The following is a 12517-nucleotide window of genomic DNA, read 5'->3' as shown; positions in this document are numbered from 1 at the left end:
TGCGGGCGCCATGCTTTGGCAGCTGACCCAGATGTTGTGGGTCGGCGGCTTCTGGTTGATACATCTCGGTTTGCGACCGGTGTTGGGCAAGATTGGCCTGGCACCGTTGCTGATCGATGAAGTTGCCGATGCATTCGAAGTGCCGGTGGCGGGTTTTGCCGCGGCGTGCGTGATTTTTCAGGCTTTGGTGCTGGTACAGGCCGATGGCCTTGCTAGTCTATGGCGGGATTTTCGCGGGCAGGTGTTGCTGATGGCGTTGTATGCGTGTGCGATGTTTATTGCAGTGCGTGTCGGCTGGCCGCAAGCGCAGCGCTGGCAGGAATTCAGTTTTCTGCTGTTGGGCTTCTCCGGTGTGGTGTTGGTGTTGCAACCACTGCCGGGATGGAGTGGCAGGGTGCGCGAAGCACACCCTTGACCCTTGTCATCACTTGAAGCGATGAACGTTCGACAGCTGCTTGTTGACGCTGAAGTTCTTGCGATAAACCAGTGCCATCTTGCCGATGACCTGAACCAGGTCAGCCTTGCCGACCTTGCACAACTCTGCAATGTGCGCCAGGCGTGACTCGCGATCGAGGATGTTGAGCTTGATCTTGATCAGCTCGTGATCCGCCAGTGCGCGTTCGAGTTCGGCTAATACACCTTCAGTCAGACCGTTGTCCGCCACCGTCAAAACCGGCTTCAGGTGGTGGCCAATGGATTTGTACTGTTTCTTCTGCTCTGGAGTGAGCGGCATAATCTGACCCTTTCGTCTGGATTCTGTAAAATGGCGGCCATTTTACCCGAGGGTTCGTGGATCCGCCCAATTAATCACGACCCTAATCATCGAGGTGCCCAATGGCGCGTTCCAAGACAAGCCTTGGTTGGCTGAAACGACATGTCAACGATCCTTATGTGAAGCAGGCGCAGAAGGATGGCTACCGTTCGCGTGCAAGTTACAAGCTTCTGGAGATCCAGGAGAAATACAAGCTGATCCGTTCCGGCATGAGCGTTGTCGACCTGGGCGCAGCGCCCGGCGGTTGGTCGCAGGTCACCAGCCGGCTGATTGGCGGTCAGGGGCGTCTGATCGCTTCGGACATTCTGGAAATGGACAGCATTCCGGACGTGACCTTCATTCAAGGGGACTTCACCGAAGACGAAGTGCTTGCGCGGATTCTTGAGGCTGTGGGTAATTCGCAGGTGGACCTTGTGATTTCCGATATGGCCCCCAATATGAGTGGTACGCCTGAAGTGGATATGCCGAAAGCCATGTTCCTTTGCGAACTGGCGCTTGATCTGGCGGAACGGATACTCAAGCCGGGTGGCAATTTCGTGATCAAGATCTTTCAGGGTGAAGGTTTCGATGTTTACCTGAAGGATGCTCGCAAGAAATTCGACAAGATCCAGATGATCAAGCCGGATTCTTCTCGAGGCAGCTCCCGCGAGCAATATATGCTGGCTTGGGGTTACCGCGGTGGTAACGAGTAAAACGAGGTTTTTTGCCGGGGCGATAGGTTTTTCGTATTTTGCCCCGCGTGCATAAGCGAATATTGTGTAGAAAGTGTTTCACAAAGGGTTACAGACGGCGCCTGCCAGAGTTGTAGGTAATGTAGTAAGTTAGGCCGGTGAATATCATGCGAAGCGCGCGCCAGTAGCGGAGCTTGCTTCAGAGGGTAGTTAATTGAACGATATGGCAAAGAATCTGATCCTGTGGTTGATCATCGCGGCAGTCCTCGTGACGGTGATGAACAACTTCTCCAGCCCTAACGAGCCGCAGACCCTCAACTATTCCGACTTCATCCAGCAGGTCAAGGATGGCAAGGTCGAGCGCGTAGCCGTTGACGGCTATGTGATTACCGGCAAGCGCAACGATGGCGACAGCTTCAAGACCATTCGTCCGGCGATCCAGGACAATGGCCTGATCGGCGACCTGGTCGACAACCACGTTGTGGTTGAGGGCAAGCAGCCTGAACAGCAAAGCATCTGGACTCAACTCCTGGTGGCGAGCTTCCCGATCCTGGTGATCATCGCGGTGTTCATGTTCTTCATGCGCCAGATGCAGGGCGGTGCTGGCGGCAAGGGCGGACCGATGAGCTTCGGCAAGAGCAAGGCACGCCTGCTTTCCGAAGACCAGGTGAAAACCACCTTGGCTGACGTTGCAGGTTGCGACGAAGCCAAGGAAGAGGTCGGCGAACTGGTTGAGTTCCTGCGTGATCCGGGCAAGTTCCAGCGCCTGGGTGGTCGTATTCCTCGCGGCGTATTGATGGTCGGCCCTCCGGGTACCGGTAAAACCTTGCTGGCCAAGGCGATTGCCGGCGAAGCGAAGGTTCCGTTCTTCACTATTTCCGGTTCCGACTTCGTTGAAATGTTCGTGGGTGTTGGTGCAAGCCGCGTTCGCGACATGTTCGAGCAGGCCAAGAAGCATGCGCCGTGCATCATCTTCATCGACGAAATCGACGCCGTCGGTCGCCACCGTGGCGCCGGCATGGGCGGCGGTCACGACGAGCGTGAGCAAACTCTCAACCAGTTGCTGGTAGAGATGGATGGCTTTGAAATGAATGACGGCATCATCGTGATCGCCGCTACCAACCGTCCTGACGTACTCGACCCTGCGCTGCTGCGTCCGGGCCGTTTCGACCGTCAGGTCGTTGTAGGTTTGCCGGATATCCGTGGTCGCGAGCAGATCCTCAAGGTTCACATGCGCAAAGTGCCAATGGGTGACGACGTTGCCCCGGCCGTTATCGCACGTGGTACCCCGGGCTTCTCTGGTGCCGATCTGGCCAACCTGGTCAACGAAGCGTCGCTGTTCGCTGCACGCAGCGGCAAGCGCATCGTCGAAATGAAAGAGTTCGAGCTGGCCAAAGACAAGATCATGATGGGCGCCGAGCGCAAATCGATGGTCATGTCCGAGAAAGAGAAGCAGAACACCGCTTATCACGAAGCGGGTCACGCTATTGTCGGTCGCGTCGTACCTGAGCATGATCCGGTCTACAAGGTTTCGATCATTCCACGTGGTCGTGCGCTGGGTGTGACCATGTTCCTGCCGGAAGAAGATCGCTACAGCCTGTCCAAACGTGCGTTGATCAGTCAGATCTGCTCGCTGTACGGTGGTCGTATCGCTGAAGAAATGACCCTTGGTTTCGACGGTGTGACCACCGGCGCTTCCAACGACATCATGCGTGCCAGTCAGATTGCGCGGAACATGGTGACCAAGTGGGGTCTGTCGGAAAAGCTCGGTCCGCTGATGTACGCCGAAGAAGAGGGTGAAGTGTTCCTCGGTCGCGGTGGTGGCGGTCAGAATGCAAGTTTCTCCGGTGAGACTGCCAAGCTGATCGACTCCGAAGTGCGCAGCATCATTGACCAGTGCTACGGCACGGCCAAGCAGATCCTCACGGACAACCGTGACAAGCTGGATGCCATGGCTGATGCGCTGATGAAGTACGAAACCATCGATGCCGAGCAGATAGACGACATCATGGCGGGTCGTACGCCTCGCGAACCGCGTGACTGGACCGGTGGCACGGGTACGCCCCCGCCTCCAGTGATTCAGGATGAGCGCCCGGAAACACCGATCGGCGGTCCGGCTGCTGACGTTTAAGGTTTGAAATGACTTCTGTACAGTCCCTGACCCGGTTGCCTTGCGGCAATCGGGTTCTTGATTTGGCCCAGACGCATGTCATGGGTATTCTCAATGTCACTCCCGATTCCTTTTCCGACGGTGGCCGGTACAACCAGCTCGACGTGGCTTTGCGTCACGCCGAAGCCATGGTGGCTGCTGGTGCGACGCTGATCGATGTCGGCGGCGAATCGACCCGGCCTGGCGCTCGAGCGGTTTCGCCGTTGGAAGAGTTGGAGCGCGTAGCTCCGATCGTGGAGTTGATCAATCGCGAGCTGGATGTGGTCATCTCGGTCGATACTTCGACGCCAGCGGTGATGCGTGAAACGGCGCGCCTGGGTGCCGGGTTGATCAATGATGTGCGCTCGCTGTGCCGCGATGGCGCGCTGGATGCCGCAGCCGCGACCGGGTTGCCGGTCTGCCTGATGCACATGCTCGGCGAGCCGGGTGACATGCAGGACAATCCGCACTATCAGGACGTTACCCGGGAAGTGGGTGAGTTTCTGGCAGAGCGCATGACTCAATGTGCGGCGGCGGGCATTCCTGCCGAACGGATCATTCTTGATCCCGGTTTCGGTTTCGCGAAAACCCTGCAGCACAATCTAAGCTTGTTCAAGCATATGGAAGCCCTGCATGCGCTGGGGCGTCCGCTATTGGTCGGTGTCTCACGCAAAAGCATGATCGGCCACGCATTGAACCGCCCCGTGGGTGAGCGTCTTTATGGTGGTCTGGCTCTCGCAGCACTCGCGTCGGTTAAAGGAGCGCGTATATTGCGCGTCCATGATGTGGCGGAAACGGTAGACGTGGTGCGCATGCTCGCGGCCGTGGAATCAGCCGAATAAGAATGATGGAGCACTTATGAGCAAGAAATACTTTGGTACTGACGGTATTCGTGGTCGTGTCGGTGAATATCCGATCACTCCTGACTTCATGCTTAAGCTCGGCTGGGCGGCGGGTATGGCCTTTCGCAAGATGGGCGCCTGCAAGGTGCTGGTCGGCAAGGACACGCGCATCTCTGGCTACATGTTCGAATCGGCACTTGAAGCAGGCCTGACCTCGGCTGGTGCGGACGTGATGCTGCTCGGTCCGATGCCGACGCCGGCGATTGCCTATCTGTCGCGCACGTTTCAGGCTGAAGCCGGGATCGTGATCAGTGCTTCGCACAATCCGCATGACGATAACGGCATCAAGTTTTTCTCCGGCAAGGGCACAAAGCTGCCTGATGAGCTGGAGCTGATGATCGAAGAGCTGCTCGATACCCCAATGACTGTGGTTGAGTCGAGCAAGATCGGCAAGGTGTCGCGCATCAATGACGCCTCCGGCCGCTACATCGAATTCTGCAAAAGCAGTGTGCCGACCGGTACCAGTTTTTCCGGTTTGAAGATCGTGATCGATTGTGCGCACGGTGCGACCTACAAGGTTGCTCCGAGTGTGTTCCGTGAGCTGGGTGCTGAAGTGGTCGTGCTGTCGGCGCAGCCCAACGGTCTGAACATCAATGACAATTGCGGCTCGACCCATATGGGTCAGCTGCAGGCCGCGGTTCTGGCCGAGCACGCTGATCTGGGCATCGCCTTTGATGGTGACGGTGATCGGGTGTTGATGGTTGATCACACTGGCGCCATCGTTGATGGTGATGAGTTGCTGTTCATCATTGCGCGCGATCTGCACGGGCGGGGCAAATTGCAGGGCGGCGTAGTCGGTACGCTGATGAGCAACCTGGGTCTTGAACTCGCGCTGGCAGAGCTCTCGATACCATTCATTCGTGCCAATGTCGGTGACCGTTATGTGATCGCCGAACTGCTGGAGCGCGACTGGCTGGTAGGCGGTGAAAACTCGGGGCATATCGTCTGCTTCAATCACACCACCACCGGTGATGCGATCATTGCTGCGCTCCAGGTGCTGATGGCACTGAAGGCCCGCAATGAAGGTCTTGCGCAAACGCGTCAGGCCTTGCGCAAGTGTCCTCAGGTGCTGATCAATGTGCGTTTTGGTGGCGGTGAAAGTCCGCTTGAGCATCCGGCGGTCAAGGAAGCCAGTGCGCGTGTCACCCAGGCAATGGCGGGGCGTGGCCGGGTACTTCTGCGCAAGTCCGGTACAGAGCCTTTGGTGCGTGTGATGGTCGAAGGTGAGGATGAAACTCAGGTTCGCAGCTACGCCGAAGAACTGGCAAAACTGGTAAGTGAAGTTTCTGCCTGATTCGGCTTGCCAGCCATGATTGTGTTGGGTAACATCTGCGCCCACTTTGACCGACGAGGTACAGCATGCGTCGCCCTATGGTAGCTGGTAACTGGAAGATGCACGGTACCCGCGCCAGCGTCGCTGAGCTGATCAACGGCCTTCGTCATCTGGCCTTGCCAAGCGGTGTTGATGTCGCGGTATTCCCGCCTTGCTTGCATATCAATCAAGTGATTGATGGCTTGAAAGGCAAATCGATTTCGGTCGGTGCGCAGAATTCTGCGGTGGAATCCATGCAAGGTGCATTGACCGGTGAAATTGCACCGAGTCAGTTGGTGGATGCAGGTTGTTCCCTGGTACTTGTCGGGCACTCCGAACGCCGCCAGATAATGGGCGAGCGAGACGGGATGCTGAATCGCAAGTTCGCAGCGGCACAGGCATGTGGCTTGATTCCGGTGTTGTGCGTAGGGGAAACCCTCGAGCAGCGCGAAGCCGGAAAAACTCTTGAAGTTGTCGGGCGTCAGCTGGGCAGCATCATCGAGGAGCTGGGTGTTGGTGCCTTTGCCAAGGCAGTCATTGCTTACGAGCCTGTCTGGGCCATTGGTACCGGACTGACTGCAACGCCGCAACAGGCTCAGGATGTGCATAAAGCCATTCGCGAGCAGTTGGCGGCAGAGAATTCTGAAGTCGCACGAGGTGTGCGGCTTCTATACGGCGGCAGCGTGAAGGCGGCCAATGCGGTCGAACTGTTCGGCATGCCGGATATCGATGGGGGGCTCATTGGTGGAGCTTCCCTGAATGCAGATGAGTTCGGTGCGATTTGTCGCGCCGCGGGAAACTGAAAAAATGCTGGAAACAGTCGTAGTCGTTTTTCATCTGCTGGGTGCATTGGGCGTAGTTGCTCTGGTTTTGCTGCAGCAGGGTAAGGGTGCGGACGCTGGTGCGTCTTTCGGAGCAGGTGCTTCAAATACTGTGTTCGGAAGCCAAGGTTCCTCTACCTTTCTTAGTAAGTTTACTGCTATACTTGCCGCCGGTTTCTTCATAACCAGCTTGGGGTTAGGTTACTTTGCTAAAGAGAAGGCTCATCAGCTGACTCAAGCAGGTTTGCCAGATCCAGCAGTGTTGGAAGTACCTAAGCAACAACAACCGGCTTCTGATGATGTCCCGGTGCTTCAAGAGCAAAAGTCGGCTACTCCAGCGACTGACGTACCTCCAGCTCAAGAGCAGAAGTAAGAAGGGTTTCAAACGTAGTTTTGCCGAGGTGGTGGAATTGGTAGACACGCAACCTTGAGGTGGTTGTGCCCATAGGGTGTAGGGGTTCGAGTCCCCTTCTCGGTACCAATTAGTCAGGAGAGCCCGCTGTTGCGGGCTTTCTTGCAGGTGGAAGGTTACATTGACCCTATAAGGGATCGGTCGTATACTTCCGCCCCAGCTTTGTCGCGGGGTGGAGCAGTCTGGTAGCTCGTCGGGCTCATAACCCGAAGGTCGTCGGTTCAAATCCGGCCCCCGCAACCAGTTTAAGGAGCCCCTTTTCAGGGGCTTTTTGTTAGCTGGACACTTTCTACGCCGATGTTCGACGGCGTTTCAAGGATGGGCGTTTCGCCCATTTTTTTATTTTGCAGCGCATGCATTTACATGCACGAGGGGGTTCAGGTGTCGAGCAAGCTAGAAGAGTTGCAGGCCTTGTTGGCCCCGGTGGTCGTGGCCCTAGGCTATGAATGCTGGGGTATCGAGTTTTCGGCTCAAGGTCGTCACTCGATGTTGCGCGTTTATATCGATAAAGAGGGTGGCGTGCTGGTGGACGATTGCGCCATTGTCAGCCGTCAGATCAGCGGTGTCCTGGATGTTGAAGATCCGATCTCCGTTGAATACACCCTCGAAGTTTCCTCGCCTGGCATGGAACGCCCACTGTTCACTCTTGAGCAGTTTGCAAAATTTGCCGGTGAACAAGTGAAGATCAAGCTGCGCTCGCCTTTTGAAGGTCGACGCAACTTTCAGGGCCTTCTGCGCGGTGTAGAAGAACAGGATGTCGTGGTGCAGGTAGATGACCATGAATTCCTGTTGCCGATCGATATGATCGACAAGGCCAACATTATTCCCAGTTTTGACTGAGACGCGGATCCCGCGGATCCAATGGCTTGCGAAAGGCGAGGCGTACGATGAGCAAAGAAGTACTGCTGGTTGTTGAGTCGGTATCCAATGAAAAGGGCGTACCGGCAAGCGTGATTTTTGAAGCGCTGGAGCTGGCTCTGGCCACTGCTACCAAAAAGCGTTTTGAAGACGAAGTTGACCTGCGTGTGGAAATTAATCGCCACACCGGTTCCTACGAGACTTTCCGTCGCTGGACAGTCGTCGAAGAGAATGATCTCGACGATCCTGCGATCGAAACCTGGCCAAGCAAGGTTGCCGAAACGCATCCGGGCGCCAAGGTCGGCGACGTCGTCGAAGAAAAGATCGAATCCATCGAGTTCGGCCGCATTGCAGCACAGACCGCCAAACAGGTCATCGTGCAGAAAGTGCGTGAAGCCGAGCGCGCTCAAGTGGTCGACGCCTATCGCGAGCGCCTGGGAGAAATCATCTCCGGCACCGTGAAGAAAGTCACCCGCGACAATGTGATCGTCGATCTGGGTAACAACGCCGAAGCGTTGCTGGCCCGTGAAGACATCATTTCTCGCGAAACCTTCCGTGTCGGTGTGCGTCTGCGTGCACTGCTCAAGGAAATCCGCACCGAGAACCGCGGCCCGCAGCTGATCCTGTCGCGTACCGCGCCGGAAATGCTGATCGAGCTGTTCCGTATCGAAGTGCCGGAAATCGCTGAAGGCCTGATCGAAGTCATGGCGGCGTCCCGTGATCCGGGTTCGCGTGCCAAGATCGCTGTCCGTTCCAAGGACAAACGCATCGACCCGCAGGGCGCGTGCATCGGTATGCGCGGTTCGCGCGTCCAGGCCGTGTCGGGCGAGTTGGGTGGCGAGCGTGTCGATATCGTCCTGTGGGACGATAACCCGGCGCAGTTCGTGATCAATGCCATGTCGCCGGCAGAAGTGGCGGCCATTATCGTTGACGAGGATGCCCATGCAATGGACATCGCCGTTGGCGCAGACAATCTGGCTCAGGCCATCGGTCGAGGTGGTCAGAACGTGCGTCTGGCGAGCCAGTTGACTGGCTGGACCCTGAACGTGATGACCGAATCGGACATCCAGGCTAAGCAGCAAGCAGAAACCGGCGACATCCTGCGCAACTTCATCGACGAGCTGGAAGTCGACGAAGAACTGGCTCAGGTGCTGGTTGATGAAGGCTTCACCAGCCTGGAAGAGATTGCCTACGTACCGTTGGAAGAAATGCTCAACATCGACGGCTTTGACGAAGATATCGTCAACGAGCTTCGCGCTCGTGCCAAGGATCGTTTGTTGACCAAAGCCATCGCTACTGAGGAAAAGCTGGCAGACGCCCATCCGGCCGAAGACCTGCTCTCGCTTGAGGGTATGGACAAGGATTTGGCGATGGAACTGGCGGTGCGCGGCGTAATTACCCGCGAAGACCTGGCCGAGCAGTCTATTGACGACCTGCTCGACATCGACGGCATTGACGATGATCGTGCCGGCAAGTTGATCATGGCCGCCCGAGCCCACTGGTTCGAGTAATTAGGCGCGGCCTGAGGAGAGAAGTGCATGACGCAAGTCACGGTGAAACAACTGGCCGATGAGGTCAAAACACCGGTAGAGCGCCTGTTGCAGCAGATGCGTGAGGCAGGTCTGCCGCACACCGCCGCCGAAGAAAATGTGACTGACAGTGAGAAGCAATCCCTGCTGACTCACTTGAAGAGCAGCCACAAGGCGAAAGTGGAAGAACCACGCAAGATCACGCTGCAGCGTAAAACCACCAGCACCCTGCGTGTGGCTGGTAGCAAGAGCATCAGCGTTGAAGTTCGCAAGAAGAAAGTTTTCGTACAGCGTAGCCCGGAAGAAATCGAAGCCGAGCGCAAGCGTGAACTGGAAGAGCGTCGCGCAGTAGAAAATGCTGCTCGTCAGAAGGCTGAAGAAGAAGCCAAGCAGCGCGCTGAAGAAGAAGCGCGTCGCCAGCCTGCTGCTGCGCCGTCCGCTCCTGCCGAAGCTGTTGCAGCACCTGCGCCAGTCGCTGAGCCTGTGCGCGATGCCGCGCCGGTTGCTGCTGCGCCGGCTGCCGACACTCGCAAGCGTGACGAACAGCGCCGTCCGGACAAGCCACGTGCCGACGATAACAATCGTCGCGGCGGTGGTGGCGATGGCGAGCGCAAAAACGCTCCGCATCGCGCATCGGTCAAAGAAAAAGCGCCGGCTCCACGTGTGGCGCCACGCACTACCGACGAAGAAAGCGATGGCTTCCGTCGTGGTGGTCGCGGCAAGGCCAAGCTGAAAAAACGCAACGCTCACGGTTTCCAGAACCCTACCGGTCCTGTCGTGCGTGAAGTGAAGATCGGCGAGACCATCACTGTTGGCGATCTCGCTCAGCAGATGTCGGTCAAGGCTGCTGAAATCATCAAGTTCATGTTCAAACTGGGCACTCCAGCGACCATCAACCAGGTACTCGATCAGGAAACTGCTCAACTGGTAGCTGAAGAGCTGGGCCACAAAGTGACCCTGGTCAGCGACACCGCCCTGGAAGATTCCCTGGCCGAGTCCCTGAAGTTTGAAGGTGAGGCAGTTTCCCGTGCGCCAGTCGTGACCGTAATGGGCCACGTTGACCACGGTAAGACTTCCCTGCTCGACTACATCCGTCGTGCCAAGGTAGCAGCGGGCGAAGCCGGCGGCATTACCCAGCACATCGGTGCGTACCACGTTGAAACCGACCGCGGCATGGTGACGTTCCTCGACACCCCTGGTCACGCTGCGTTTACCGCAATGCGTGCCCGTGGTGCCAAGGCGACCGACATCGTGATCCTGGTGGTTGCGGCGGACGACGGCGTGATGCCGCAAACCATCGAGGCTGTTCAGCACGCTCAGGCGGCTGGCGTTCCTCTGGTGGTTGCGGTGAACAAGATCGACAAGCCGGGTGCCGACCTCGATCGCATCCGCAGCGAACTGTCGGTTCACGGCGTGACCTCCGAAGACTGGGGTGGCGACACTCCATTCGTACCGGTCTCGGCGAAAATGGGTACCGGCGTTGACGAGCTGCTCGAAGCGGTTCTGCTGCAGGCCGAAGTACTCGAACTGACCGCCACTCCATCGGCTCCTGGCCGTGGTGTAGTCGTTGAATCGCGTCTGGACAAGGGCCGTGGCCCGGTAGCCACTGTTCTGGTTCAGGACGGTACGCTGCGTCAAGGCGACATGGTGCTGGTCGGCTCGAACTATGGCCGCGTGCGCGCCATGCTCGACGAGAACGGCAAGCCGATCAAGGAAGCAGGTCCGGCCATTCCGGTCGAGATCCTGGGTCTTGACGGTACGCCGGACGCTGGCGACGAGATGAGCGTGGTTGCCGACGAGAAGAAAGCCCGTGAAGTGGCTCTGTTCCGTCAAGGCAAGTTCCGCGAAGTCAAACTGGCTCGCGCTCACGCCGGCAAGCTGGAAAACATCTTCGAAAACATGGGCCAGGAAGAGAAGAAGACGCTCAACATCGTCCTCAAATCCGACGTCCGTGGTTCGCTGGAAGCTTTGCAGGGCGCTCTGAACGGCCTGGGCAACGACGAAGTGCAAGTGCGCGTGGTCGGTGGCGGTGTCGGTGGTATCACCGAATCCGACGCCAACCTGGCACTGGCTTCCAACGCTGTACTGTTCGGCTTCAACGTGCGTGCCGATGCTGGCGCACGGAAGATCGTCGAGCAGGAAGGTCTGGACATGCGTTACTACAACGTGATCTACGACATCATCGAAGACGTCAAAAAAGCCCTGACCGGCATGCTCGGCAGCGATGTTCGCGAGAACATCCTGGGTGTGGCCGAAGTGCGTGATGTGTTCCGTTCGCCGAAGTTTGGCGCGATCGCCGGTTGCATGGTGATCGAAGGTGTTGTGCACCGTAACCGTCCGATCCGTGTACTGCGTGAAGACATCGTTATCTTCGAAGGCGAGCTGGAATCCCTGCGCCGCTTCAAGGATGACGCTTCCGAAGTACGTGCCGGCATGGAATGCGGTATCGGCGTGAAGAGCTACAACGACGTCAAAGTCGGTGACAAGATCGAAGTCTTCGAGAAGGTTCAGGTTGCTCGCAGCCTCTGACTCGCGTACTTCAAGGGCCACGCCGAGCCGCCGCATGCAGATGCGCGCCACTGCGTCAGGACTCTAAACGCAACGCCCGGTCTGGCTTTTGTCAGGCCGGGCGTTTGCCGCTTTCAGACCTTGCGGGTTTCACCGTGGGGCAGTAACAGGTAACAAAATCATGGCAAAAGAATACAGCCGTACCCAACGTATCGGCGATCAGATGCAGCGTGAGCTGGCCCAGCTGATCCGTCGTGAAGTCAAAGATCCGCGCGTCGGCCTGGTCACCATTACCGCTGTGGAAGTCAGCCGTGACGTCGGTCACGCGAAGATCTTCATCACCGTGATGGGGCAGGACAACGCTGAAGACATCGCGCAAAGCATCAAGGTGCTCAACGCTGCCGCAGGTTTCCTGCGCATGCAGCTGGCCCGTGAAATGAAGCTGCGCAGCGTGCCGCAATTGCACTTCCACTACGACGAAAGCGTCGTGCGTGGCGCGCATCTGTCGGCCCTGATCGAGCGCGCCGTGGCTGAGGACAATCAGCACGTGGTCGCTGCACCTGAAGACACCAAGGAGTAATTC

Annotated in this window: 12 protein-coding genes and 2 tRNA genes; 13 read left to right on the top strand and 1 reads right to left on the bottom strand. The window is 57.4% G+C overall.

The window, feature by feature from the left end; translation table 11 throughout:
* The first annotated feature begins 10 nt into the window (after nt 1-10).
* A complete protein-coding gene (locus tag HDC30_RS21070; RefSeq protein WP_027610778.1) occupies nt 11-415 on the top strand; it encodes a hypothetical protein in 405 nt (134 codons plus the stop codon).
* A gap of 9 nt (nt 416-424) precedes the next feature.
* Here the strand turns inward: HDC30_RS21070 and HDC30_RS21065 are convergent, their stop codons facing one another.
* On the bottom strand, nt 425-733 hold the full coding sequence (locus HDC30_RS21065) for a YhbY family RNA-binding protein (protein ID WP_003221534.1): 309 nt from the start codon (nt 731-733) through the stop codon (nt 425-427).
* A 101-nt stretch (nt 734-834) separates the two neighbouring features.
* Here HDC30_RS21065 and rlmE point away from each other — a divergent pair, with 101 nt between their 5' ends.
* The 12 genes from rlmE to rbfA all read left to right on the top strand — a co-directional run bounded on the left by rlmE (nt 835) and on the right by rbfA (nt 12514).
* Nucleotides 835-1464, top strand: a complete 630-nt coding sequence (gene rlmE / locus HDC30_RS21060) for a 23S rRNA (uridine(2552)-2'-O)-methyltransferase RlmE (protein WP_003221536.1) — start codon at nt 835-837, stop codon at nt 1462-1464.
* A gap of 202 nt (nt 1465-1666) precedes the next feature.
* Nucleotides 1667-3574 carry an ATP-dependent zinc metalloprotease FtsH gene (ftsH, locus tag HDC30_RS21055; RefSeq protein WP_027610779.1) on the top strand — a complete coding sequence of 636 codons (1908 nt, stop codon included), beginning with the start codon at nt 1667-1669 and terminating at the stop codon, nt 3572-3574.
* An 8-nt stretch (nt 3575-3582) separates the two neighbouring features.
* The gene (folP, locus tag HDC30_RS21050) at nt 3583-4434 is read left to right on the top strand and encodes a dihydropteroate synthase (protein ID WP_183784710.1); all 852 of its coding nucleotides are present in this window, start codon (nt 3583-3585) and stop codon (nt 4432-4434) included.
* Between the two features lie 16 nt (nt 4435-4450).
* A complete protein-coding gene (gene glmM, locus HDC30_RS21045; RefSeq protein ID WP_183784707.1) occupies nt 4451-5788 on the top strand; it encodes a phosphoglucosamine mutase in 1338 nt (445 codons plus the stop codon).
* A gap of 65 nt (nt 5789-5853) precedes the next feature.
* Complete coding sequence (gene tpiA, locus HDC30_RS21040) at nt 5854-6609, top strand: triose-phosphate isomerase (RefSeq protein WP_008088336.1); 756 nt, start codon at nt 5854-5856, stop codon at nt 6607-6609.
* A 4-nt stretch (nt 6610-6613) separates the two neighbouring features.
* Nucleotides 6614-7000 (top strand): preprotein translocase subunit SecG, encoded by a 387-nt coding sequence (gene secG, locus HDC30_RS21035; RefSeq protein WP_027610782.1) that lies wholly within the window; start codon nt 6614-6616, stop codon nt 6998-7000.
* A 22-nt stretch (nt 7001-7022) separates the two neighbouring features.
* A tRNA-Leu gene (locus HDC30_RS21030) sits at nt 7023-7108 on the top strand.
* Nucleotides 7109-7205: 97 nt separating this feature from the next.
* A tRNA-Met gene (locus HDC30_RS21025) sits at nt 7206-7282 on the top strand.
* Nucleotides 7283-7420: 138 nt separating this feature from the next.
* Complete coding sequence (gene rimP / locus HDC30_RS21020) at nt 7421-7879, top strand: ribosome maturation factor RimP (protein WP_007915250.1); 459 nt, start codon at nt 7421-7423, stop codon at nt 7877-7879.
* 47 nt (nt 7880-7926) lie between these two features.
* A complete protein-coding gene (gene nusA, locus HDC30_RS21015) occupies nt 7927-9408 on the top strand; it encodes a transcription termination factor NusA (RefSeq protein ID WP_003221546.1) in 1482 nt (493 codons plus the stop codon).
* Between the two features lie 27 nt (nt 9409-9435).
* On the top strand, nt 9436-11955 hold the full coding sequence (gene infB, locus HDC30_RS21010; RefSeq protein WP_027610783.1) for a translation initiation factor IF-2: 2520 nt from the start codon (nt 9436-9438) through the stop codon (nt 11953-11955).
* A gap of 160 nt (nt 11956-12115) precedes the next feature.
* Nucleotides 12116-12514: a 30S ribosome-binding factor RbfA gene (gene rbfA, locus HDC30_RS21005; RefSeq protein WP_047597925.1), complete on the top strand. Its 399-nt coding sequence runs from the start codon at nt 12116-12118 to the stop codon at nt 12512-12514.
* Nucleotides 12515-12517 lie beyond the last annotated feature (3 nt).

The sequence above is a fragment of the Pseudomonas sp. JAI115 genome (assembly GCF_014200835.1).
GTDB lineage: Bacteria > Pseudomonadota > Gammaproteobacteria > Pseudomonadales > Pseudomonadaceae > Aquipseudomonas > Aquipseudomonas putida_A.
This window is presented reverse-complemented; position numbering and strand designations above follow the sequence as displayed.